A 25,511-nucleotide genomic window follows, 5' to 3' on the forward strand; every position below is an offset into this window, starting at 1 on the left:
TAACTTAGGAAATGAGTTACAATCACAAATGAATTTTGATTTAAAACGTTCCCTCAATACTCTTAAACGCATTGTCATGCTTCTGATTACAATCGTAATTTGGATAATAGTGGGCATGATGTACTTCAACCATTTCGTGAGACCCTTTGACCGCCTCGTGCCCCTTCTCATGCCCTGGAAAGGGTACGAAATGATCCCGGAGGAGGCCACCGCGGAGATGCGCCTTGCATTGCTGGAAGGAGAGCTTAAGACATCCAATAGGACCGCGCTCTACTCCTTCGCCACAATGGCAGGCTCGTTCACCATACTCTGCATATATTTTACGCTCGTGTATCAGCAAAAACAGAGAAAGGCCCGTGAAAGCGAACTGCTCTTACTGAAGAACCGAGAGATCGAACGACGGAATGAATTCATCCGTTACATATCAGCAACCATTGGGCATGAATTCAAAAACAATCTCGGCAGGATTAAGCGCCGCATCGCTCTGCTTCACGACCTCCCCGAAGATGCGAAAAAGCGTATTGACGACAACATGGATAAGCTCTTTGCGGATATCGAAATTTTCAAGAAAATCTCCGATGCCCGCGAAACCGCACTGACGAAATTTGAGCGGGTTGACCTTCACGCGCTGATCACCCATCTGGCTGACCAGTATAGCGACCTGGCGGAGTTCACCTTTGAAGGTGCGATGCGGCCTTCTCCGATTGTGGCTTCGCCTACCCTCCTGAAGACGGTATTCGAAAATCTCACGGACAATGCAATAAAATATAAGAAGCCGAACCAGAAGCGTGCGCAAATCTCGCTGTCATACGCCTTCGATGTCGACCAGAAGAGGAAATATCTGTCTCTTTCCTTCAGGGATGAGGGAATAGGCATGCATGAACAGGAAGCGGACCAATGCTTTTACAAGGGCCATGCCAGTCGAGAAGGTTGGGGTCAGGGGCTTTATTTCGTAAAATATGTAATCGGGCTCCATGCGGGGAAAATCAGGGTAGGCAAGGAATACACTGCGCCCGGGGTCGGAACAGAGATAATCATCAAGCTTCCCTTCATGGAAGAGGCGCTCCATGTTTAGGGTCCTCATCGCCGACGACGACTACGAGGACCGGGAACTTCTCAAACTCGAGATCAAACGGGCCCTCAAAGATGAGGAACCGGACATCAGATTTCAGGAGGCGGCCAGCGTTAAGCAGGCTTTGCAGCGTCTCGCTACCCAGTACTTCGACCTTATGACGCTCGACATTGAGTTCGACGGCCTGACAGAGGGCATAAACGCCCTTCCTGAAATATTCGAGAGCCATCCCTCACTGAATATCATCATCATCAGCGGGAAGCTGAGCAAAGCAGAGGTTTCAGGGCAGTTATTCCGTTTTACGAAAGATAATGTCTTAAAAGGAAAGCGATGGGCAAGACACTTCGATGTCCTTGATAAGAAGGACACCAAGACTGAGGCGCTGAGGCGGGCCTATTCCTTCAGTTCCAGGCAGCGAGGAGGCATCGAGAAGTTGCGTGATCTCTTCCTTCTTGCAGAATCTTACATCGAGAAGGGCATGATCGATAAATGCCTTGAGGTCTATCAAAAGATTCAGAGTTTGGTACCCAACGAGCCCGAGTCCAGGGAAAATATTACTCTCTTCCAGCACGGCCTGTCAGCTGACCTCGCACATGAGTATTATCAGAAGGGGGAAAAGGTCATCGCATCCCTCCTGTTGGGGCATCACATCGAAAACCAGCTCAAGGCTTACACCGCCGCGGTGTTGGGGGCGTCCTTCCCCGCACTGTCCGATTGCTTCAAGGCACTTGATCGGACCCGTCCCTTCACTCATTACAAGAAGGGACTCTTCCAGAGCTTATTGCGGCTGAGAAACAAGGCGATCCATCAGCCTGCAGAAATCGAAGAGAATGACTTCTCGCTTGCTCAAAAGAGCCTGAAATTATTAGAGGAGACCTTACTGTCGTGAAGCTTTCCCCTTCCATAAGAGTCGTCTTACAGACAGGTCCCTTATTCGCTCTGACACTTATTGCGATACTTCTGTTGAGCGCTATAATTTATTACCGGGCCACGAATGTCCAGAGGTTTCTTGAGCCGGCCCTGGCCATTTCGAAACCCCGTCTCAAGTTCAGTCAAAACATCAAGAAGATTCTCTCCGACGAGTTCGGAGCAGCAGATATTAAGGGCATCAGATTCAAGGCAGGATCGATACTTGTAGATCAATCTCTGCTCTTTGATGCCAGCCATCCCGCAAGAGGGAAGGAACCACTGGTCCTGAGGAGGCTGGGCCACGTTTTCCTATCTGCCCTTAAAGATCCTGAAATCAGACGCAATATCAGCCTCATCCTGGTATGTGTGAGATATCCCGTAGGTCTGGATGCCGCCTTAGAAAAGGAATTGCGCTTCCATGTCCAGGAGAGGGCCGCGGTCATACTGAACTCCCTATTCGCCTCGGAGCCGGAGCTTGAAAGGGATTACGTGCTTTACTTTTTGGCGACCGCCTTGCCGGTAGACAGAGCTCAGAAGGAGCCTTCCGTGCTGGAATTCCGCCTTGTGCCCGCCGAGCGGCTCCATATCGAGATACTGGAGAGCTTGGAAAAATACGCTTATTAAGCGGTGCATTGCACGTCACCCGTCAGATTCAGATCGGACAAGAGACGCAGCGACACCCTCTCATTGGCTGGCCGATTGCCTTCACGTCCCTCTTGAACACCCTTCCCCTGCGATTATAAGAATGCGATCCACCCATTCATGAGCTACTCTATCCCGTCTTTATTTTCTTCATCTCCTGCTTTATATTTTCGACGTCAGGTGCATTCGGGGCCAGCCGGAGATAAATCTCAAATTCCTTGAGAGCCTGTTTATGGTCCTTAAGGTCGTACGCCAGCACAACGGCCATGTTCCTGTGTGCATTTGGATGATTGGGGTTTATATTGATGGCCTTCTTATATTCTGCGACGGCGAGATCAGGCCTGCCTATCCCTCTATAGCATGTACCCAGGTCAACTATCACATCGACATTCTTAGGACCAAGGCTGAGCGCCTTTTGATACGCCTCGATAGCCTCGTTGAAGCGAGAGGCGTCCATGTTGGCATTGCCTAGGTCCACCCACGCCCGGTAGTTTGCCGGATCTTTCTTTACCTGAGCCTCAAGAAGCCTCACTTCATCCAGTGTGCGCATCTGGCCGACAGGAGGTTGATTCTGGGGCTTCGGCTCTTCTTTTCGGCACCCTACAGTTATAAGCACAAAAAATACAAAGAGCAGAATGGTCTTCTTCATCTCCTCCTCCATATCCATTTTTTAAAATAAATTTTAACAGGAAACGGGGCTTAAACTCAAACAAAATGACAACAAGACGTATTCACTCAGCGATGAGCAGGGTAGGGGCTTATGTTCTTAAGGCCTTTTTCTTTTGTAGTAGCGCATGCTTGGATATGGCGCCCCGAGATAATCGATCCTGGCCCAGAATCGGTACTTTTTTACATGACCATTGACACCAGTCGTCGAAGGACTAACTTGTCCCTAAGTGGTAAAAAAACACAGAAGTCCCGGTATTTAACCATATAGCAAATGTGGAATTATAAATAGTCTGATAAGAGAAGTTTTAGAGTCAACACTTCTTTTTCTCGATGAATTGTTGATGCAAGCAATTTAGATAGTGAAGCATTTATAATTGCAAGCGTCGTTATCCTCAGTGAGCATAATAATTGCTGGAAATTTCTTACTTCTTATATTGACGCAGATAGTTAAGGGGGGAGCACTCAAGGCAGCCTGGTGCACGAAGATAGAGGGGAAATAAGATGATAAGCCGGTTCAAGAAACAGCTGAGCAGAAGATCATGGCTTCTGGTCACAACGCTGGTCGTATTGTTTTTGCTAATTGGCAAACCAGTATGGGCTGACATTACGATGTCGTTCACACAGCCCGCAATAGCAATAGGTTTTTATCATACCGTGGCCTTGAAGAGCGACGGGACAGTTGCGGCTTGGGGTTATGATTATTATGGTCAGATCGATGTTCCAAATAGTCTAACCGATTTCACCGCGGTAGCTGCAGGGGGGTATCATACCGTTGCCCTGCAGAGCGATGGAACGGTCGTGGCCTGGGGCTGGAACAATTACGGTCAGACTACAGTTCCTGCGTTCCTTTCCGGCGTCGTCGCAATAGCAGCGGGCGCATATCATACCGTTGCCCTACAGAACGACGGGACAGTGCTTGCCTGGGGTTATGATGACGAAGGTCAGAGCACGGTGCCCGACGGTCTGTCCGGCGTCGTCGCAATATCAGCAGCCGGGTATCATACATTGGCCCTGAAGAATGACGGGACCGTCGTGGCCTGGGGCCATAATGACCACGGGCAGAGCACCGTTCCTGCAGGTCTCACCGGTGTTGTGGCTATCGCCGCGGGGGGATATCATTCTGTTGCCCTGAAGACGGATGGAACTATTGTAGCCTGGGGCAGGAACGTGGAGGGTCAGTGCAACGTGCCGGCAAATCTTACAGGTGTTGTAGCTATAGCGGCGGGAACGAATCACACGTTAGCTCTGAAAAGCGACGGTACCGTCGTGGTATGGGGTGACAATACTTACGGTGAGACCATAGTGCCTGTTGATCTTAACAATGTGATCGCTATTTCGGCGGGAAAAGAACATTCGGTGGCTCTGAAGAGCGACGGGACCGTGGAGGTCTGGGGAAGAAACTCTTACGGTGAGGGCACTACGCCTGCCGGCCTTAACCTTATAACCAGGTACCGCGTAACAACAAACTCACCGGCCTTGGCAGCAGGAGCGTATCATACCGTGGCCCTGAAGAGCGATGGGACGGTGGTGGCCTGGGGTGATAACACGTACGGTGAGAGTACGGTACCTGCTGGCCTCTCGGGTGTCATTGCCATATCCGCAGGAGGGTCTTATGCCGTGGCCCTAAAGAGCGATGAGACGGTGGTGGCCTGGGGTGATAACACGTACGGTGAGAGCGCCGTGCCGGTAGGCCTAAGCGATGTTATGGCAGTAGCGACAGGAGCATATCATACTATAGCCCTGATGAGCGACGGGACCGTGGTGGCCTGGGGCAACAATGATCAAGGTCAGACCACAGTACCCATGGGTCTTAACCTTGGCCAAGGTCGCGTCTCATGCATCCCGACATCTGTGGGTTACAACTCGAGCTCAATATGCACCATAACGCCGGGTATAGGATATCAGGTTTTGGACGTGCAAGTTGGACCGACAGCAGGGCTCATGAGCTCGGTGGGCTCGTGCACCTCATACACGATAGCCAATATCACTGCTGACATGTCCATAGCAGCAACTTTCGGAGCCGATACGGTATCAGACACCACTCCGCCGATAACAACAGCATCGCCCGCAGGAGGAGCATATAGCATTGCCCAGACTATTACTTTGACCTGCGGTGACGGCGGTGGAAGCGGCTGTAACGCTGCCTACTATTGCCTGGGCACCGGTTGTACCCCTGCAACTTTATACCGTAGCCCTTTCATTATACGAAACTCAACTGATCTGAGGTTCTTCTCGATAGACAATGCCGGGAACACCGAAACCATAAGAACTCTTACATTCACTATCACCTTGGTCGATCCCAAGCTGACGGCCACAGCTGGACCAAACGGCAACATTGCGCCGTCGGGCACCATGACCGTTCCCCCTGGGTGGACTGGAAAATTCACCACCACGCCGAATGGGGGGTACCGCGTGGCCGACGTTCAGGTAGACGGGGCATCAGTAGGCGCGGTTACCTCGTACACGTTCACCAACGTCCAGGCGGACCACACGATCAATGCGACCTTTACCCTGGATGTCTATACCATCACGGCTACGGCCGATGTCAACGGAAGCATCACGCCAGCGGGCACGACCACGGTGAACGACGGCGCCAGCCAGACCTATACGATCGCGCCAAATCAGGGATATCAGGTCAAGAGCGTGATTGTCGACGGCATAAGCAAGGGCGCGATAACCAGCTACACCTTTGCGAACGTTACTTCCAACCACACCATCAACGCGTACTTCACGGTGCAGACTTTTACCATCACGGTCGGCGCAGGAGCGGGTGGGAGCATAACATGGCCTGCGGGCACTACAACTTTCAACATTGGTTCGAGCCAGACCTACACCGTCACGCCCACGGCGGGGTACCATATCGTGGATGTCCAGGTTGATGGGACATCAGTCGGTGCGGTGACCACATATGCCTTCACGAACATCACGGCCAATCATACGATTTCGGCGACCTTTGGACCGAATCCATCATACACCATAACGGCAAGCGCGGGAGCGAACGGCGCCATATCCCCCGGGACGGTGTCAGTCCTGGGCGGCACCAACCAGACCTTCACGATCACGCCGAAGGGGGGGTACCGCGTGGCCGACGTGCAGGTTGACGGGACATCAGTGGGTGCACTGACCGCGTACACGTTCTCCAACGTCCAGGCGGACCACACGATCAACGCGACCTTTACCCTGGATGTCTATACCATCACGGCTACGGCCGACGTCAACGGAAGCATTACGCCGTCGGGCACGACAACGGTGAACAAGGGAGCCAGCCAGACCTATACGATCGCGCCGAATCAGGGATATCAGGTGCAGAACGTGGTTGTTGACGGGACAGGCAAGGGTGCGATAACCAGCTACACCTTTGCGAACATCACGGCCAACCACACCATCAACGCGTACTTCACGGTGCAGACTTTTACCATCACGGTCAGCGCGGGAGCGGGTGGGAGCATAACATGGCCTGCTGGCACTACAACTTTCAACATTGGTTCGAGCCAGACCTACACCATCACGCCCACGGCAGGGTACCATATCGTGGATGTCCAGGTTGATGGGACATCAGTCGGTGCGGTGACCACATATGCCTTCACGAACATCACGGCCAACCACACGATTTCTGCGATCTTTGGACCAAACCCGTCATACATCATAACGGCAAGCGCGGGAGCGAACGGCGCCATATCCCCTGGGACGGTGTCAGTGCTGGGCGGCACCAACCAGACGTTCACCATCACGCCGAATGGGGGGTGCCGCATAGTCGATGTTCAAGTTGATGGTGCGTCTGTTGGTCCGGTAACGACATATACATTTGCTAATATAGCTGGGAACCACTCCATTTCGGCAACCTTTACCCTGATACTATACTACGGCATTACTGCCAGTGCGGGACCGAATGGCAACATTTCACCGACAGGCACGATGTCCGTGCAACAGTTCACCAACCAGAAATTTACGATGACGCCGAATGCGGGGTACCGGGTAGCCGACGTGCAGGTTGATGGGGCATCAGTGGGTGCGCCAACCTCGTTCACGTTCACCAATGTCCAGACAACCCACACAATCAGCGTAACCTTTACCCTGGATGTCTATACTATCACGGCTTCTGCCGACGTGAACGGCAGCATCACGCCAACGGGTACGATAACGGTGAACAAAGGCGCCAGCCAGACCTATACGATCGCACCGAATCAGGGATATCAGGTGCTGAACGTGATCGTTGACGGCGTAAACATAGGTGCAATAAACACGTATACTTTTACAAATGTCACAACCAACCACACGATTAATGCCTACTTCAAGATGACTACCTATACGATCACGGCCAGCGCGGGAACGGGGGGGAGCATATCGCCGTTGGGCACTGCCACTTTGAACATTGGCGCCAGCCAGACTTACACCATCACGCCTACAGCAGGATACAGCATCACGGATGTCCAGGTTGACGGGGGGTCAGTGGGCGCAGTGACCATATATACCTTCGCTAACATCACGGCCAACCACACGATTGCGGCGACCTTTGCAGCGAACCCCTCATACACGATCACAGCCAGTGCCGGAGCCAACGGCGCCATATCCCCGGGCACCGTGTCAGTGCTGGGCGGCGCGAGCCAGAAGTTCACGATCACCGCGGCCACCGGGTATCGTGTAGCCGACCTTCAGGTAGACGGGTCGTCCGTGGGGGCGCTGACCTCGTACACCTTCTCTAATGTTCAGGGGAACCACACGATCAGCGCCTCCTTCACGCTGAACGTCTATACCATAACGGCTGTGGCCGACGTCAACGGAAGCATCACGCCCGCGGGCACGATAACGGTGAACAAAGGCGGCAGCCAGACCTTCACGATCACGCCGGATGCAGGCCATACGGTACGGAGCGTGATCGTCGATGGGGCAAATTGGGGTTCAAAAACCAGCTTTACCTTTTCGAACGTAACGGCGAATCACACCATCAACGCGTATTTCAAATGACGTCCTGCTTGGCTTGGAATCTCAGTAGGCCAGACATTTCTGTCTGGCCTTATTTTTCCATCAATCTCATGAAGAAACAGGCAGCTTAGCAAGCCTCAGGGAAGGCCACAAAAGCAGAGCCTTGGATTGGACAGACGTCTGTCAGTGAAGATAAAAAACAGCGGGTAGCCAAAGAGCGTGATGAGAAAGAGATCACAGGCCGGACTAAAAAAGGAGTCGTCCGACGCTCTTTCCAACTGAGCTAAGGGTAAGGGCGCTGATTCCCTATCCCTTCCTCACCCCCTCCTTCAGGAAAATACCATATTTCGGGTGTTCAAAGGGATGAATATTCGGAAACTTTGCATAGAGCCATCCCTTGAATATCTCTTTGCCACCCTCAAAAACTTTTACGCCGACTGCGGGATTGTTGGGGTCGTTCGTGGCAGAAGTTGCCGTCCCTGGTTTCCCGGGTTGCATCCTGAAGTCAGGAAGGAATTCTCCAACGGATATCTTCAGGTCTGAATTGGGGATCTGGAAATCGCTGTTGAGCTTCACTGTATATTCCTTTAACGTTTTGGCGGCCTTATCCTCAAAGACTATCTTCACCGAAGACCATTTCCCTTTCACTGCATCGGGGACAACAACCTTCATTTCACCCTTCGGAGCCCCATGCCCTGGCGGCATCTGACCTGCTGGTGGCATCTGACCTGCTGGCGGCATCTGACCTGCTGGTGGCATCTGACCTGCCGGCGGCATCTGACCTGCCGGCGGCATCTGACCTGCTGGTGGCATCTGACCTGCCGGTGGCATCTGCATGCCGGGCTCCATTGTCTGTGGGGCTTGAGGAAGTGGTTGCTCCTCCTTCTTTTTGCAGGCTCCAAGGCCGAAACTGACAGCCAGAACAATTCCGATGCTTATGATTAAAAACCTTCTCATCGTGAAACCTCCTAAATATGTTATTATCGCTCGATTCCGAAACAACTCGCAACCAGTCCAAAAATGGTTTACTACGAGTCTTGCCTTAGGACAATTCGCCCTCTTGCTGCGGCCCCCAGCCATAGGACCCTCTGTATTTCTGCAATGTCTGACAATGCTCTTTTCACGCTATAAATCCATGAAATCCAAAAATTATAATTGCAAACTACAGTACCATATTTGAAAATTTTTGGCAAGAAAGCGTTTTGCCCATCTGATCAACAGGGGTAGTGAGGGATTGCCATGACTTGAGACTTGTTGTGTTTGATGTGAGTCCGCTGAGATTGAAGTGAATGCGGGTAGGAGGACGTCACTATAGGAATCAACAGGTTGAAATTTCATCGTCAACTATCTAGAATATAAACCACCTGATATGAACTCAAGAACTAAAGTGGATGTAATGAGAGAGTTCTTCTTGTCTATAATCATTTCTAGCATGGGGCTCATGGTGATTGGGAACGCTCATGCTGCGGATCAGGACGCGGCGGAGACTCCACGCGTAGGTGAACAGCAAATAGGAGACGTACAGAAAACAGATGGACCCGATAAAACTCAAGAAGAATATCTTTCCCGATTAAAGAAGATTAATGCGGTCCTGCGGAATAAACATTCTGCATTTGGAAAGAACTACCGCCTTACGAGAGCGAATCGGGAAAGGATGAACTCTGATTTGGAGTGGGGGTATGGAGAGCTGTCCAGCGCGATGATCAAGAGCCTTCAGGATCTCGAAGACGAAAAAGTAAGGTTAGAGGCTGCGATAAATGGGTTGAACAAGGAGAAAGCCGACCTGAGAGCGGATGTGCTTTCCTTTTATGAGGGAAAGGTCCCTAAGTGGTTGACCGAGCGATGGGATAAAGAGGAAAAGGCATATCGAGATTACGTCGAGAGAATTTATTTAAAAGTTCAGTGGTCTTGGGAAAGTAAGAGCTGGGTAGGAGACAAAAGGGTGTTTAGAGATTATATGGAGGAATATTACCGGTTGCACCCGCAATAACCGAGAAAGATAATCGTGACTGCCTCCTGCAGCTTTCTTATGGATCGAATTCATTACCCGTCAATTCCACTCTTATCAGGACAATCCATGCAATGACTGACGTCTCGACCTGCCGGTGATTGCCTTCGGCATTTTTGTCTAATGAGATAAAATTTTGAGGAAGTAAGTTCGTAGTGCTGTTGAGGGCACTTCTATCGAAGAGGAGAGGTCGATAACACCATTGGCAATGTATTACAACTATCACTGTTTCCCAGTTCGCACGCCCTCCGGTAATCCGCTTCAGCCTGCACCCTCCTGCCGGTTCTGAGGTACATATTGGCACGGTTAAAATATGCGCTATCATTATTAGGATCCAGGCGGATTGCTGCAGTAAAATCTTCAATAGCCCTGTCGTACCGGTCAATGAAGGAATAGTTTAACCCTCGGTTATTGTAAGCTATTGCGTAATCCGGGTTTATTTCAACGCAGCGACTGAAGGACTCTATCGCCTTATCATACATTCCTCCATCGCTGTAAAGGACGCCTATATTATTATAGGCCCTGTATTCATTCGGATTTAATGCTATCGCTTTCTGAAAATCTTCGATTGCCCTAGGAAGGTTGCCAATTTTGCTGTATGTCAGACCGCGGTTAAAATAAGCCTCATAAGCGTTTGGATGCAACATGATCGCTTTGTTATAGCTTTCAATTGCACTATCTAATCGGCCCAATTTGTCAAATATCGAGCCACGGTTTAGGTATGCCAAATAATCGCCCTGATCTAAGGAAAGCGCCTTGTCGAAGTTCTCCATTGCCTTGTCGTACTGACCCATTTTCTGATAAACCGAGCCAAGGTTCGTGTAAGCGATGGAAACCTGCCCGGGTTCCTTCTCGATAACATAGCTCCACAGGGAAAGGCCGTTTTTCCAGATCTTTATTTGGCTAATCGTTGTGTACGACAAGCCTACGCATGTCGCCATCGCCCCAGCGAGAAAGAGAGCCGAAGCGATGAACCTCCACCGTTTTTGGCTTATGATTTTCTCCCAGAGCCATGATGTTCCCAAGGCGATGATAAGAAAGGGCGCAAGACCGGGTAAGTAGGTATATCTGTCTGCCATTGATTGACTTCCCACCTGCACAATGCCGATCACGGGGAGCAAGGTAGCAACATAATAGCCCCAGGCCGTCAACCACAACCTGTTTCTCCCCGCAACTAAAACACAACATACTGTTATTCCGATCACGAGAGCCACAGCAAGAACAAATTCCGGAGATGCAAGTGATATGTTTTTCGGATAGGGATAATAGGGAATAAAATTCCGAGGCGCCACCATCTTCCACAGATAAGTGATGAGAGATCGTGCGACTACAAGCAACCTTTCTGATAAGGGTACGTACTCCACCGAAACTATAGCACCTCCGCTTTTTTGTGCAAGAATAGTCAGTACCGATGAGATGAGGCTTAACGCAATAAAGGGAAGTTTTTCTACAAGCGCTGCGTAGAGTGCTTTAAGTGACAGGATTCTTCTTAAAGGATACCAGTCCAGGATTAACAGAACAACAGGAAGGCTGACCGCCATCGGTTTACTTAATAACGAGAGGACAAAAAAACCAAGAGTAAGCTGATATTCCTTGAAGAAGAACCGCATCCACTTTTTTTGAGCTATGTCTTCGCCGACACGGTTTACATATCGTGTATACATTGTGATGCTGAGGAGGAAGAACAGCGCACACAGAAGGTCTTTTCTCTCCGCGATCCATGCCACCGATTCCACATGCGCGGGATGAAGACCGAACAACAAACCCGTAACTCCCCCCGTTACGAGAATCGCACGGCCACTTAGCAGTGATGTTACTCGACTCCCTTGGTCTGTCTCCTTCAGGATGCGTTGAAGCCTCACTACGAGACACACCACGATAAAGGTGTTGGCAGCATGAAGAATATTGTTCGTGAGATGATAGCCCAAAGGATTCAATCCCCAAAGGGAATAATCAAGGGCATAGGATATCCATGTAAGGGGAAACCAGTTGCTTGCATAGAAATCAAGGGATGCCCACTTGAGAAAAGCCATAGTGAATGAATGAATATGAAAATTATTCAGGACATATTCACCGTCGTCCCATTCTGCTATGAAACTATTCTGAAGGGAAGCGAGATAGGCTCCAAACGTGATAAGGGCAGCCAAACCAGCGAGGCAGTATTCAGAGGTATGTGGTTTTCTCATAAAAAATCTGAAACTCATTCATGGTTCACATGGAATGAATAAGAACCCTTAACACTTGAAATGCCCTTACCTTCAACAGGCTCAGGCAGCTCAGCGCAAGCCAAGACTCGAACCGAAGCCGGAACTAAAGGCCAACAATGTCCTCTTTTTTTCGGATACAATATCCGTCTTCATCAATCACAAGATAAAAAAACCAAATCCGTGCACCCAGTCATTTTATCATGGCAGGGAACTTTGTGACACAAGCAACCAAAATAGGAGTGCCGGAAATCTGCTTCCTGCGCATGAGAATGCCCTTTAACTTGCCGAGATCCATCTTCGCTGAGCTTGTCATTGAGCAGGTACCAGTGGCATAATAGACGAAAAGCATAGACAATGCGGTGGAGATACGTCCAATGCGTTACAAGGTGTGCGGCGTGCATTCCTTGTCCTGATTGATCCCATTTTTTTTCAGGCGCTGCAGCATTGATGTTCGAAAGAATTGATGAAACAGTCTGATCGGGACTATGCATGGGTTGCCGCCGAAAGGTCCTTGAGGCATATATTAATGACTCCGGAGTCGATCAATCCAGCTTCTCTTAAGAATGAAGCCTTAGCCCTTCTAAACGGTAAGGTACAAGGGGCTGCAGGGAGGTTCTCGGCGATAGAGGCGCCCGCAGAAGAGGGAATCCTGTGATCAACACGGGGCCGGGAGCGTGAAAGTGCATTTCGAATCGAATGGAGCTGGGGCCCGCTTTCTTGGATGGAAGACTGCTCATCTTTTTCTTATCGTCATCCTTGGCTTCATTGCATATTCAAACAGCCTGCATTCGCCCTTCGTCTTTGACGACGAACCAAGCATACTAGAGAACCCTGTCATAAAAGACATGAACAATTTTTTTCTCAACACGACCGGATACGAGTATAACCCAAGGAGATTTATCGGCTACCTGACAATAGCCATGAATTATGCGTTTGGGGGTCTCGACGTAACAGGCTATCATGTCTTCAACCTCGCGGTCCACATCGCCAATGCCCTATTGGTCTATGCGCTTATTGTACTGACCTTTAGAACCCCATACATGAGGAACTCTTCCCTCTCCCAGTCATGGCGGCCGATCGCTTTTTTCTCCGCAGCCCTCTTCGCGGTCCATCCCGTCCAGACCGAAGCGGTAACCTTCATAGTACAGAGGTTCACTTCCCTCGCGACGATGTTTTACCTCATGTCGCTCTGTCTATACGTGAAGTGGAGGCTTATGGGGAATTCTGAGAAGCCATCGGGTGGGAAGGCCCTCTTTTGGTATTTTCTCTCGTTGGCTGCAGTCGTCTTTGCAATGAAGACAAAAGAGAATGCCTTTACCCTTCCGGTCATGGTAGTACTCTATGAAGTCTTCTTCTTCAGATTGCCGATGCGCGAGAGGCTGCCTTTTCTTGCGCCGATTGTCGCAACGCTCCTCATCATCCCCCAAAGCATGTTAAACGTTGGTAAACCTCTGGGGGAAGTCCTCTCCGATGTGAGTGAGGCCACAAAAATCCAGACGGATGTGACGAGATGGGATTACCTGATGACCCAATTCCGTGTCATTGTCACCTATGTAAGGCTGCTCTTCTTCCCGGTCAACCAAAACCTTGATTACGACTATCCGATTTACCGTTCCCTTTTCACCCCTCCCGTCCTACTCTCTTTTTTGTTCCTGCTTTCGTTATTTGCCCTTGGCGTATATTTCTTCCGCCGTTCGGCACGGGATGTGTCGGAAGGCGGATTCGGATTGCGGTTGGTCTCGCTTGGGATCATATGGTTCTTCATTACGCTGTCTGTAGAGTCAAGTATTATCCCCATTGCTGACGTAATATTTGAACATAGGGTATATCTGCCCTCTGTCGGCCTATTAAGTGCCTGTGTTACAGCGGTGGTGGCCTTTGGGGACGGACTGAAGAGCAGGAGTGCATTTATCATCAAGACGATTACCCCATTGCTTGCCATCGTAGTGTTCCTTTTTGGACTGGCAACATTTTCGAGGAATATGGTGTGGAATGATGCCCGGACTCTCTGGATGGACGCTGTGAAAAAAAGCCCTGCAAAGGCTCGAGCCGTCTATAACCTTGGTCAGGTTTACGATGTCAGGGGGGCTCTCGAAGAAGCGGCTGGTCTCTACCGGACTGCAATCAGACTTGACCCTAATCTCTCCCACCCATACAATAATTTGGGGACCATATACGAGAAATGGGGACGTATTGACGAGGCGATCCGGTTGTACAAAGAAGCTATTGTGCTTTATCCCGAAGATGAAGATGTCGTTGCGCGCGCAAACCTCGGTGCGGCATACGCTAAGCAGGGCCGGTTTGCAGAGGCCGTTTCGGTGTTGATGAGAGCTATTCAAATCAAGCCTGATTATGCCATAGCCCATAACAATCTCGGTAATGTTTACTCTGAACGCGGTTATCTTGATAACGCAGTGCATGAGTACCGGGCAGCCATTGCAGCCAAGGGTGATTTTGCCGCGGCACATATCAATCTGGGGCTGGTGTACGCAAAGCAGGGCTTCCTGGATAAAGCTGCCGAGGAATTCAGGTTGGCGATACGCTTTGAGCCGAGGAGTTTTGAGGCCTTCAATAACCTGGGAATGGTGTATATGAAGCAGAGCAATCCCGATGGGGCTTTGCGAGAATTCCGACGGGCCTTAGAGCTTCAGCCCGGCAACCCTGAGATACATGCGAACATCGGCAGGGTTTACATGAACACGGGGAATTTTGAGGAAGCCCTCAGAGAGTTCCAGATAGCACTGAACATCGCTCCTGATCTTCACGAGGCCCGTTATTATCTTGAGCTTACCCAAAAGAGACTTCTGGAGAGCGCCCATCGAAAATAAGGAACATGTAATGCCGTTATGGGTGAGAGTCCTCATCGCATTATGCCTGCCGTTGTTGTTCTGTGACACCGGGCATGCCCAGGAATATAGGTGGAACTTCAATGAGGCCGGGAGTTCGCTTCACTGGAAGGCAATTCACGCCTCTGTGGAGCAAGGGAGTTCCGGAGTCGTTATTACGCGTGGCGATGATACCTTCTGGTTTGTATCTCCACCGAATCTCAATATCCCTCCGAGGGTCACATACGTGGAGTTCAGGCTCAAGGCTCCCGCAACATATCTTTTGGGGTACCTCGTCATGAAGACCGTTAATAACCAGACATGGCAGGAGGAATTTCAGCTTGGGCTCCCCGATAGGTTTAATGTCTACCGCGTCAATATGCGGGAGGGAGATGTCGGGAATTCTCCCATAGATTCCTTCGCCTTTGCCTTTGGCGGTCTTGGTCTTGACAAGGTTGAACTGGACTATGTGAGGTGTTATGAGCCTTCATTCCTCCAGTTAGCACGCATACGCTGGATGGAATTCTGGAGCGCAGGCTATGCAAGGGCCGCGACAGTGAACTTTATCGATATGCCCTTTGTCGGCGAGGTATCGTTGCTTGCATTGCTTTATATATTTATCCTGAGCTCCATAGTCTGCGCGATTGCTGCCCTCAGAGCAGTGAACATGGCCGCGCTGAGGAAGGCGCTCATCATCTCCTTCGTCCTGGCAGGAATTCTCTTTGCCCTGAGAATGGACTATGGATGGTACTGGATGTGGCGTTTAGATAGGTCGACTCTGTCCCAGAGGACCTATGAAGAGAGAGTTGCGCTCGTGGATGCTACAGGATCATACGAGTTTGCCGGCATGGTCAGGAAACTGATCCCTCCCGATGCATCAGTGAGGATTGAGTGCGGGACCCTTGCCGAAAAAATCAAATATTACCTCCTGCCGCTGAAAGCGTCCGAACACGGGAGATATGTCATCGTCTGCAGTGATAGCGGTATAACCTATGATCCCGATGAGAAAGTGCTGAAGAGAGGCGAAGCCGTCGTCGCAGACCGCGCATTCTTCATGCAATCCCTGAGGAAAGATTTTTTTCTTTACCGGCTCGATGGGATGATGCCGCAATGATGCTCCTCATGCTTACCTATGCTATCCTCTTACCTGTTCTGGCAGGGTTTCTGTTTGTGACATATGTCCTCCGCTCTAATCCCGAAATTGGTTTTTTTGAAAGACTCTTCTTTGGCTTTGGCTTAGGTACGGGTCTGATGACCTTCGAGATGTTCCTGATCGCCTGGGCCGGCATCCCGTTCAGCACCCTCATTGTTTCATTGATTCAGGCCGTAACGGTGATCGCCTTCGGCTATCCGGCCTACAGATCGGGAGCATTATTTCAGAGGAATTCCTTACCTTCGTTTACTATTCAGTGGAACAGGTCCATGGCCGGGCGCCTGAGAAGCGCCTTCCTCGTGTTTTTGTTCTGCTGGATCATCTTAAAAGTATTGATTGTCTCATACGAGAGCTATATCCTTCCGGTGAATTCCTTTGACAGCTGGGCGCACTGGAGTTCCGGTGCAAAGTTCATCTTCTTTGAAAAGGGGTTAGCCCTCGATCCGTCCAATGAACATTATTTCGGTGCGGGGTATCTCAAGATTCAGAGGTATCCCCTGCATATTCCGCTGCTCCAGGTCTGGGCGTCTCTCTGCATGAACGAGGTGCATGAATCATATATGAAGGTATGGAGCCTTTATTATTATATTTCGATTATCGGCCTTACGTACTTCTCCGTGAGGCGGGAGGCATCACAGCTCGTTGCCCTTCTGGCAGCCTTTTTCGTGTCAAGTGCTCCCTTGCTCACCTATCATGCCATTATCGCCTATGCAGATCTGCCTTTAGGTTATTATGCGCTTGGCTGTGCGATTTGTTTTTGGACATACATCAAAAGCACCTCAAACGGTAATGGTCATGGCAGCGGCGGTCCGCTTGTATTGATGGGCATCTTTGCAGCCTTTGGCCTCTGGACAAAAATGGAGGGACTGTTGTTTGCTGCTGCATGGGCTTTGGGACTGATGCTCCTTCGCATAAAAAAAATGTCCTGGTCGAACCTTTTCCGTTATCTCACTCCTGTTTTTTTTGTTGCGGTTCCATGGTATGTATTTTTACTCACCACGGGCGCCACCGTAAGCTACGGGGAGGAAAAAGAGGTTGGAGCGGCCGTCGCGCGGGGGCTCCATGTTGAGGTCCTGCCAGTGATCTTGAAAGAGCTTGTGATGTCAGCCAATTTCAACATGATATTTCCTTTTCTGTTCGCGCTCTGTTTGTTTGGGGCAAGAATCATTCTCCGTTCCGATCTGAAGTATCTTCTCGTCCCCCTCATTACGGGCCTCACGTTGTTCCTTTTCCTGTATGTGGCAACGAGCAGTTATATGTGGGTAACTACGCTGACTGCGATCGACCGCAACATCCTGACATTCCTTCCAATGGTGTATTATATAACAGTGCTGATCGCTATAAAATTGCAGAACCGCGAGGGTTTATGAGATGTCAGTAGAAGGTCTCATCATTATACCTGCCTTTAATGAAGCATTGAACATCGGGAGGGTGCTGAATGATATCAAGACCCATGCCCCGGATCTCGATGTCATTGTGGTGGATGACGGCTCGACAGACTCTACAGCGGATGTTGCAGCGCAGTGTAACACAGATGTTCTTCGCCTGCCTCATAACCTCGGCATTGGCGGAGCGATGCAGGCGGGTTACAAGTACGCGGAAAGAAAAGGCTATGAGATGGCAGTGCAGTTCGATGGAGACGGCCAGCATAGGGCTGATCAACTCGAGGCGCTTATCACGCCCATTATACATGGAGCAGCAGATTTTGCGATAGGGTCGAGATTTCTTGGTGAAAAGGCGTACCAAGGGCAATTCGCCAGACTCTTCGGCATAAAGATTCTGTCCCGGGTGGTTTCTCTTCTCGTCGGCCGGCGGATTACTGATCCGACTTCCGGTTTTAGGGCTGCCAATCGGAAGGTTATGGCTTTTTTTACCAGGAATTACCCCGATGACTATCCGGAGCCTGAAGCTGTTGTGCTCCTTCACCGGGCGGGCTTCAGGACGATAGAGGTCCCGGTGCTTATGCGAGAACGGCTTTCCGGCAGTTCGTCCATAACATCTGTGAACGCTTTCTACTACATGGTAAAGGTGCTCTTGGCGATAATGATCGATATGGTGAAGAGAGTGCCGATGGGGTAAGAATGGATATCATACCTTTTCTGACTTCCTGCGTCACGGCGCTGATCCTCATGTCTGTGGTCGAACTCATCAGGAGAAACAGACTTAAGGAGAAATATTCGCTTCTGTGGCTTGTCGCCGCTTTTGTCATGCTTTTTTTCTCAATATCACGAAGCTCTTTGGAATGGCTATCCCTGCTCGTAGGCATTCAGTATCCACCTTCTTTTATCTTTATTCTCGCCTTTCTGTTCCTCATTGTAATCAACGTGCACTTTTCTACTGTCATTTCCGAACTCTTTGAAAAGAATAAGGACCTGACTCAGGAGGTAGCCCTGCTCAGGAAGTCACTTGAGGAGAAGAGGGAAGCAGACAACTGAAATGAAGCGAGAACAGCACCTCGTGCAGACAACAGCCCCTTTTGGAGAGGCGATTCCCTCCGGCATATCTGCGATTCATTATATCCTCCTGATTGTCGTCTGCCTTCTTGCTTATGTGAATACCTTTCGTGCGCCTTTTCAGTATGACGACGTAGACCGGATGTTAAAAAGGCCCTTCGTGCAGGACATACGGCTCTTCTTCGATCCGGCAGGGCGAGAAAGATTTGCTCATGAACACGACTTTAGCAGAAGGTCCGTAGGCTATTTCACCTTTGCCCTTAACTATGCGACGCAGAATGGGAAGACGGCTGGCTATCACGCGGTCAACCTTGCGATTCATACGCTGAATGCATTCTTAGTTTACGCCCTTGTTGTCCTCACCTTCCGGACACCGAATATGCGAGGATCATCCTTAGGGGGCCGCGCTCGAACTGTAGCTTTTTTTTCTGCCCTTCTTTTCGCCGGTCATCCTATTCAGACCGAGGCTGTTACCTATATTGTCCAGAGGCTCACCTCTCTGGCAACCTTTTTTTACCTGCTTTCCCTTGTTCTGTATATCACGTGGCGTCTGGAGGGTCATGAGAAGCCTGGAAGGTGGTTTTTCTATGGCTCGTCACTGCTGTCCGCAGTCTTTGCCATGAAGACCAAAGAGATATCCTTTACGCTTCCCGCAATTGTCACATTGTATGAGATGATGTTTTTCAGAGGAAAGGTCGGCAGCCGGTTGCTCGGTTTAATACCGCTGCTGATGACCATGCTCATCATTCCCATGAGTATGGCGGGAACAACGGGCAAGCCCCTTGGAGAACTCATGGGCGATGCGGGCGGGATGTTTCGGGCTCACAGCGCGCTTTCTCGCTGGGAGTATCTGGCGACCGAGATGCGGGTCATCATCACCTATATCAGGCTACTATTCTGGCCCATGGGACAGAGCCTTGATCACGACTATCCCCTGTACGATTCCTTCTTTGTGCCGGCGGTGTTTCTGTCTTTTCTCATCCTGTCGGCAATCGTCGCAATCGGCGCATATTCCCTTTATCATTCCCGTGTCGTGCCGCAGGATTCACGGAGTTCCTCCTCACCCGGCACGCGCCACTCGTTGCGTCTCGTCGCCTTCGGTATCTTCTGGTTCTTCATAACCCTTGCGGTCGAATCAAGCATTATACCGATTGCCGATGTCATCTCTGAGCACAGGCTTTACCTGCCCTCAATCGGGTTTATCCTTGCATGCACGAGCGCTCTTTTTGGGGGTGCAGAGAAACTCACATCCCGACGTAAAGGGTCTGTGAAGGTGCTCATCACGCTCCTTGCGATAACGTCGCTTTTTCTTGCCGGTCTTACATTTGCACGTAATATTGTGTGGAGCTCCGAGGTGAGCTTGTGGGAGGATGTCATACAAAAAAGCCCGATGAAGGCACGGGGATACAACGGTCTTGGCCTTGCCTATTACAACATGCGCCAATACGATCGGGCGATTGCACAGTTCGAGAGGGCGGTTGCCCTGTATCCCTCCTATGGGGCGGCATTCAACAACTTGGGGAATGCCCTTTACCAAAAGGGTCTCTACGACAGGGCAATTGAGGCAGAGACCAGGGCAATTGCCCTGGGGTCGGACAACCCTGTCTTTTATTTCGGCCGTGGAATGTCCCTTGCCAAAAAGGGCGATTACGACAGCGCAATAAAGGATTACACCAGAGCGATTGCCATCGACCCCGGCTATGCGGACGCCTACAACAACCTTGGATTCGTCTATCATCTTAGGGGGGCCTTCTCCCTTGCCATAGAGCAGTACTCTCAAGCGATTGCCCTGGATGCCCGAAATGCCCTTTTCTTTGAGAACAGGGGATTGGCCTATGCAGGAAATGGCGAACTCGACAAGGCTATCGAGGACTATTCGCAGGCGATTGCATTCGACCCAAGTCTTGTGAGCGCTTACAGCGGTCGAGGAATTGCTTACAGTCTTGAGGGCAGGCATGTTCAGGCAATGAGCGATTTTGACCATGCCATATTCCTGGAGCCCGGCAATGCTGAATCGTACGTCAGTCGCGGAGTAGCGAAAATGCGGGCAGGTCATCGCGGCGAAGCGCTCGCAGATTTTCAGCATGCATGCGATAAAGGCAGTGAAGCAGGATGCAGGGCCTTGCAGAAGGTGGGGCAGAAATAGATATGGAATGGTTTGTGTACTCCCTGAGGCCGCTGAAAGACAACGGCGTGAAGGGGAAAAGCATAAGGAGGATTATGTGGCTATGAACACGGGAATCAAGGTATTTTTCATCCTCGCCCTCTTGGTGGCTGATTTGGCCTCTGTTGGGGCGGCAGAAGATACATCCTGGAAATTTGTCACCGCCGACAGCAAGAGCGGCGAGCGCTACTTCTACCGCCCCGACAGCGTGACGCGGACCGCGAAGGACGGCATCGGCTTTAAAATGATGACCATCCACAGTGATGCTTCCAAGTCTTGGTCCGATTCAGAAATCGATTGTCACTTTAAGCTCATACGCGACCTCAGGACAAGAACCGAGAGGGGCACCAAGCCCCCTCTTTTCAATAACTTCCCTTCCGGCTGGCGCGCTTTTGATCTCGAGTCTTATGATGGCGCCAAGCTCAATTCTCCCGAGGCTGAGCTTTATAGGGTGTTGTGTAGATAGCCACGCCGGACTGCTTTGAAATCCGGCAGTCTATCCGGAATACGGTCAAACAATTGAATAGGCATAAGCAGAGGTAAGCGTCCATTTGCACTTCTTTATATTGGTCACTATTTATCTGTTTTTTTTCTTCTCAGGAGCATCGGCACTCATCTATGAGGTAGTGTGGGTCCGTTCTTTGAGTCTTGTTTTTGGAGGCTCGCACCTTGCAGTTACCACCGTGCTCTCTGTTTTTATGGGAGGGCTGGCCCTTGGCAGTTACCTCATCGGCAAGAGAGTCAGCACTTATAAGAAGCTGTTAAGGCTCTACGGAATGCTTGAACTTGGAATCGCGGCCTTTGCTTTACTATTTGTGCTGCTGCTCAAGCTCTACCCCTCAATTTACGTCCCCCTGGCACAGATTGCCGTAACATCCCCGTTGTATCTTTCTTTCTTGCGTGTCACATTCTCGTTTATTGTCTTGATTGGACCGACGACGCTTATGGGTGGAACGCTGCCGGTACTGTCGTCTCTGATCTCGACGCGGGCAAGAACGCTCGGGTCTCGTCTGTCTTTCCTGTACGGCTTCAATACCCTCGGCGCCGTTGCTGGTGGCACGACTGCAAGTTTTGTGTTACTGCCCAACTATTCGGTCGGAACGACCTTGGCGATAGCTGTGCTCATCAATGCCATGGTCGGTGCTCTCGCGATCTCTTTAGAAAATAGGGCAGAGGAAGTTTTTCAGGATAATCAACGCGAGGCAGAATTACCGGCTGACGCAGGGACCTTTCATGCCGGCTCAGCAGAAGGGCCGGGGTATCTTTTTTCGCTCAAGCTGGTGCTCTGGGGGATCGGGGTAAGCGGCTTCTGTGCACTGGGGTATGAGGTACTCTGGACCCGGATTCTCAGCATTGTAATAGGCGCAAGTGTATACGGGTTTGCCATTATACTGATGGCCTTTCTTGCGGGAATCGGTCTTGGAAGCGCTGCATACGGATTGATTCTCCGGGTGTTTGCATCATTTCGCAGAGATGCCAGGGGTTATCCCATCAGATCAATAGTCGCCTTTGGCTTGGTCCAGGTGATGATAGGGCTTTCTGCGTTGGCTGTGACACTGAACATCCGGGACTTACCGTCGCACAGCGTGTCTTTGCATGATTTCTTCCGCAGTATACATTTCGGGATTGGGCAGTTTGGGACGGGACAGTTGTCCAACTTCGTCCTTGCGTTCTCTTCTGTTTTTGTGCCTGCTTTTTTTATGGGGGTAGCCTTTCCCTTGGCAGGAAATATCCATGCCCAGCATAAAAGGATAGTGGGAAGCGCGGTGGGTGAGATACTGGCGTATAACACAATCGGCGCCATACTCGGGTCAGCAGTCAGTGGCTTTGTCCTCATCTATCTGTTTGGGATACAGCAGTCCTTGCAGTTTCTGATCCTGATCAATATCGGTTTCGGGCTGTTCGTAATCGTGAGTGTTTGGGGCAGGAAGATGCTGAATCGGGCAATAGTCGGTGCAGCGGCAACGGCCATATTGGTATTGGCGTTCAATCCCGGAGTCTGGCAAATATGGGATACCAAGTTTTACGCCATCTATCAATCCCATATCCCGGAGTTATACAGCACGCCGGAGAAGATTCGTGAGACCATGGAAAACAACGACGTCCTCTATTCTGCCGAGGGTGTCCAGGCAATCGTGAGCTCTATACGCTCAGGGGAACGCCAGTATTTTATAACGAATGGCAGGGTTGAGGCTTCTAACAGCAATGAAGACAGGCAACTCCAATACGCATTGGGACACGTGCCGATGCTGCTCAATAAGAACCCGAAGAAAGTCTTCGTCCTTGGCACGGGAAGCGGGATGACCCTTGGCGCTACTGCTGTGCATCCAAGTGTGGAGCAGGTCACCCTTGCGGAAATTGAACCAAAGGTCCTTGGTGTAGCGAGGACTTTCGGGATATACAACCACTATGTCATGGATAATCCGAAGGTGAAGGTTGTCTTTAATGACGGTAGGAATTTCCTGCTGACCACCAGGGAGAAGTTCGATGTCATCACCGCCGACCCGATTCATCCGTGGTTCGGCGGGGCAGGGTATCTTTATACCACCGAATATTTCAGGTTGGCTGCTCAACATCTCAATCCGGGCGGCATAGTCAGCCAATGGCTGCCTATCTATGAACTCACTGAGGAAAACCTCAAGTCTGTTGTGAAGACCTTCAGGGAGAACTTTAGGTACGTATCTGTATGGCTTACGTATAATGACGCAATACTCATCGGCAGTAACTCCCCCATTCTCATTGACGAGGAGGAGTTGCAGCGGCGGATCAGGGCGCCGGAAGTCCTTCAGGATTTACAGACAGTCCAGATGGGATCTGCAGAGGATCTTCTGAGCTATTTCGTCATGGGAAATGAGGGCTCAAGGGCTTATAGCAGTGGGGGGATAATCAATACTGATGATAACGTGTACCTTGAATTCTCCGCGCCCCGCAGCATAGGAAAGTCTCACCTCATGGGGACGAATTTATCTGACATCGTCAAATACCGGGAAAGCATTCTGCCTTATCTGAGTATCCCTTCGGATGAAGCCGGCCGAGCGAGACAGAAAGAAAGATGGTCGAAAAATTTGGACGCGGGGGTTCTCTATGACAAGGCCCATGTCCTAAGCCTTGCGGGACGCTCTGATACCCCCGGGTTTGAACAGCTGGCGCATGAACTGGAGACTCGATACCCGGCGTATTCCCCATGGAGAATTCTTAAGGAGGAGGTGCGCGGTGAGGAAGGAGGGGAACCACGTCTCCTGAAACAGGTGGAATTATCTATTGTCAATGAAAAGGGCGAGATTACTAAACTTCAGTTTTCCGCGGTCATAATGAGAAGCAGCAAGGAAAGGGCGCGGGTGTTTTTTGTCGATAATACTTCTCGTGTCGTTTTTGGAAAGTTAAGGGTCCGAGGTGCAAACAGGGACGAATATATCAGAGGCTTCGTCGATGATGTGATGAAAAGTGTTTTGGAAGTCTATGACCAGGAGAGGAAGACGGCTGTCGCTCACGGAGCGGAATATCCGGTGGTGGCATCTGTTCTCCCCAAGATCAAGAGTATGGTCGAATTAAAAGTCGAAAAGAGTGAATACTAGAACCTATCTCAAAATTGCAATTTTATGATATTCTCTGCTTGTGTCATTCCGGCTTGTCCGGAATCTTTCTTTGTTTTCAGAAGGATTCCCGGCGCGCTCCGCTTGCGCGAATGACAACCTTGAACCGAGAACCGATTTTGAGATAGGTTCTAGTGTGGTGAGTCATAAAACATATGTAAAGAAGCGTTGGCCTCGATAGAAGCGTGGAACATAAGACAGGCACGCCATTGAAGAAATCGCCTCACAGCCTCTGGCTGTTCATTATCCCTCTTTTTGCAATCGCTCTTTACCTGGATACCCTCCGGAACGGTTTTGTCTATGACGATATCCCCCAAGTCGTCCAGAATCCCTGGATCAGAAACTTTCACAGCATCACCGTTATATTCACTTCAGGCGCCTGGGGATTTGCCGGCGAGGGGAGCAATTATTACAGACCATTAATGCACATCATCTACATGCTTACTTATGCCCTCTTCGGTCTTAACCCTCTGGGATTTCATGTTATCAACATTGTTATCCATGCCGGGGTTTCCCTCCTTGTCTTTGTCCTGGCGTCGAGGTTCCTCGCCGGCGTCCAGCTAACGCACAGGCTACCGGCCCTGAGCGCCCCTGTTTCGGCAGGGCTGTTGTTCGCCGCCCATCCCATCCATACCGAGGCAGTCAGCTGGGTCAGCGGCATACCGGATCTCTCCTTCACTTTTTTTTGCCTCGCCTCGCTTCTGCTCTATATGAAGCTGCCTGCAAATAGGATTCCCTCTCTCCATCCTCACTACCCTCTGTCAGTCTTTCTTTTTTTTCTCGCGACATTATGCAAGGAAACGGCGCTTGTCTTTCCCTTTCTGGTCATCGCTTATGACCATTTTGTGAGAAGGGACCGTAGGACACTATGGAATCAGGCAGCTCGATACCTG

The 25,511-nt window shown here is 50.5% G+C and carries 17 protein-coding genes; 14 read left to right on the forward strand and 3 right to left on the reverse strand.

Annotation, left to right across the window (positions count from 1 at the left end; all coding sequences use genetic code 11):
• The first annotated feature begins 28 nt into the window (after positions 1–28).
• The 3 genes from VFG09_10925 (at position 29) to VFG09_10935 (ending at position 2,605) form a co-directional block, all read left to right on the forward strand.
• Entirely contained in the window at positions 29–1,075 is a 1,047-nt protein-coding gene (locus VFG09_10925) for a HAMP domain-containing sensor histidine kinase (GenBank protein ID HET6515663.1), read from the forward strand.
• Positions 1,068–1,961, forward strand: a complete 894-nt coding sequence (locus VFG09_10930; protein ID HET6515664.1) for a response regulator — start codon at positions 1,068–1,070, stop codon at positions 1,959–1,961. The genes VFG09_10925 and VFG09_10930 overlap by 8 nt, the downstream gene beginning before the upstream one ends.
• 74 nt (positions 1,962–2,035) lie before the next feature.
• Entirely contained in the window at positions 2,036–2,605 is a 570-nt protein-coding gene (locus VFG09_10935; protein ID HET6515665.1) for a hypothetical protein, read from the forward strand.
• Between the two features lie 148 nt (positions 2,606–2,753).
• Here the strand turns inward: VFG09_10935 and VFG09_10940 are convergent, their stop codons facing one another.
• On the reverse strand, positions 2,754–3,272 hold the full coding sequence (locus tag VFG09_10940; protein ID HET6515666.1) for a tetratricopeptide repeat protein: 519 nt from the start codon (positions 3,270–3,272) through the stop codon (positions 2,754–2,756).
• 521 nt (positions 3,273–3,793) lie between these two features.
• On the opposite strand from VFG09_10940, the gene VFG09_10945 reads away from it, so the two are divergent.
• Positions 3,794–8,257, forward strand: a complete 4,464-nt coding sequence (locus VFG09_10945) for a hypothetical protein (protein HET6515667.1) — start codon at positions 3,794–3,796, stop codon at positions 8,255–8,257.
• A gap of 264 nt (positions 8,258–8,521) precedes the next feature.
• Here the strand turns inward: VFG09_10945 and VFG09_10950 are convergent, their stop codons facing one another.
• Positions 8,522–9,172, reverse strand: a complete 651-nt coding sequence (locus VFG09_10950) for a DUF2155 domain-containing protein (protein ID HET6515668.1) — start codon at positions 9,170–9,172, stop codon at positions 8,522–8,524.
• A 439-nt stretch (positions 9,173–9,611) separates the two neighbouring features.
• Between VFG09_10950 and VFG09_10955 the strand changes: the two genes are divergently transcribed.
• On the forward strand, positions 9,612–10,205 hold the full coding sequence (locus VFG09_10955) for a hypothetical protein (GenBank protein HET6515669.1): 594 nt from the start codon (positions 9,612–9,614) through the stop codon (positions 10,203–10,205).
• Between the two features lie 191 nt (positions 10,206–10,396).
• Here VFG09_10955 and VFG09_10960 read toward each other — a convergent pair whose 3' ends face one another.
• Positions 10,397–12,427 (reverse strand): tetratricopeptide repeat protein, encoded by a 2,031-nt coding sequence (locus tag VFG09_10960; GenBank protein HET6515670.1) that lies wholly within the window; start codon positions 12,425–12,427, stop codon positions 10,397–10,399.
• Positions 12,428–13,110: 683 nt separating this feature from the next.
• Here VFG09_10960 and VFG09_10965 point away from each other — a divergent pair.
• The 9 genes from VFG09_10965 to VFG09_11005 all read left to right on the forward strand — a co-directional run.
• Complete coding sequence (locus VFG09_10965; GenBank protein HET6515671.1) at positions 13,111–15,258, forward strand: tetratricopeptide repeat protein; 2,148 nt, start codon at positions 13,111–13,113, stop codon at positions 15,256–15,258.
• 10 nt (positions 15,259–15,268) lie between these two features.
• On the forward strand, positions 15,269–16,369 hold the full coding sequence (locus VFG09_10970; GenBank protein ID HET6515672.1) for a hypothetical protein: 1,101 nt from the start codon (positions 15,269–15,271) through the stop codon (positions 16,367–16,369).
• On the forward strand, positions 16,366–17,778 hold the full coding sequence (locus VFG09_10975) for a hypothetical protein (protein HET6515673.1): 1,413 nt from the start codon (positions 16,366–16,368) through the stop codon (positions 17,776–17,778). Before VFG09_10970 ends, VFG09_10975 begins: the two co-directional genes overlap by 4 nt.
• 1 nt (position 17,779) lies before the next feature.
• Entirely contained in the window at positions 17,780–18,487 is a 708-nt protein-coding gene (locus VFG09_10980) for a glycosyltransferase family 2 protein (GenBank protein HET6515674.1), read from the forward strand.
• Positions 18,488–18,489: 2 nt separating this feature from the next.
• Positions 18,490–18,843, forward strand: a complete 354-nt coding sequence (locus tag VFG09_10985; GenBank protein ID HET6515675.1) for a DUF2304 domain-containing protein — start codon at positions 18,490–18,492, stop codon at positions 18,841–18,843.
• A gap of 1 nt (position 18,844) precedes the next feature.
• The gene (locus tag VFG09_10990) at positions 18,845–21,007 is read left to right on the forward strand and encodes a tetratricopeptide repeat protein (GenBank protein ID HET6515676.1); all 2,163 of its coding nucleotides are present in this window, start codon (positions 18,845–18,847) and stop codon (positions 21,005–21,007) included.
• A gap of 82 nt (positions 21,008–21,089) precedes the next feature.
• Entirely contained in the window at positions 21,090–21,491 is a 402-nt protein-coding gene (locus VFG09_10995) for a hypothetical protein (protein ID HET6515677.1), read from the forward strand.
• 85 nt (positions 21,492–21,576) lie between these two features.
• Entirely contained in the window at positions 21,577–24,600 is a 3,024-nt protein-coding gene (locus VFG09_11000; protein HET6515678.1) for a fused MFS/spermidine synthase, read from the forward strand.
• Between the two features lie 203 nt (positions 24,601–24,803).
• A partial coding sequence (locus VFG09_11005) for a hypothetical protein (GenBank protein ID HET6515679.1) occupies positions 24,804–25,511 on the forward strand: 708 nt, incomplete at its 3' end.

It is taken from the genome of Thermodesulfovibrionales bacterium (assembly GCA_035686305.1).
GTDB lineage: Bacteria > Nitrospirota > Thermodesulfovibrionia > Thermodesulfovibrionales > UBA9159 > DASRZP01.

Bases quoted from the DNA above. Each gene is read 5' to 3' on its own strand.
- VFG09_10975 (HET6515673.1), top strand. From the start codon at position 16,366: ATGATGCTCCTCATGCTTACCTATGCTATCCTCTTACCTGTTCTGGCA.
- VFG09_10950 (HET6515668.1), bottom strand. From the start codon at position 9,172: ATGAGAAGGTTTTTAATCATAAGCATCGGAATTGTTCTGGCTGTCAGT.
- VFG09_10930 (HET6515664.1), top strand. From the start codon at position 1,068: ATGTTTAGGGTCCTCATCGCCGACGACGACTACGAGGACCGGGAACTT.
- VFG09_10960 (HET6515670.1), bottom strand. From the start codon at position 12,427: ATGAGTTTCAGATTTTTTATGAGAAAACCACATACCTCTGAATACTGC.
- VFG09_10980 (HET6515674.1), top strand. From the start codon at position 17,780: ATGTCAGTAGAAGGTCTCATCATTATACCTGCCTTTAATGAAGCATTG.
- VFG09_10985 (HET6515675.1), top strand. From the start codon at position 18,490: ATGGATATCATACCTTTTCTGACTTCCTGCGTCACGGCGCTGATCCTC.
- VFG09_10955 (HET6515669.1), top strand. From the start codon at position 9,612: ATGAGAGAGTTCTTCTTGTCTATAATCATTTCTAGCATGGGGCTCATG.
- VFG09_10995 (HET6515677.1), top strand. From the start codon at position 21,090: ATGAACACGGGAATCAAGGTATTTTTCATCCTCGCCCTCTTGGTGGCT.
- VFG09_10940 (HET6515666.1), bottom strand. From the start codon at position 3,272: ATGAAGAAGACCATTCTGCTCTTTGTATTTTTTGTGCTTATAACTGTA.
- VFG09_10970 (HET6515672.1), top strand. From the start codon at position 15,269: ATGCCGTTATGGGTGAGAGTCCTCATCGCATTATGCCTGCCGTTGTTG.
- VFG09_10925 (HET6515663.1), top strand. From the start codon at position 29: ATGAATTTTGATTTAAAACGTTCCCTCAATACTCTTAAACGCATTGTC.
- VFG09_10990 (HET6515676.1), top strand. From the start codon at position 18,845: ATGAAGCGAGAACAGCACCTCGTGCAGACAACAGCCCCTTTTGGAGAG.
- VFG09_10945 (HET6515667.1), top strand. From the start codon at position 3,794: ATGATAAGCCGGTTCAAGAAACAGCTGAGCAGAAGATCATGGCTTCTG.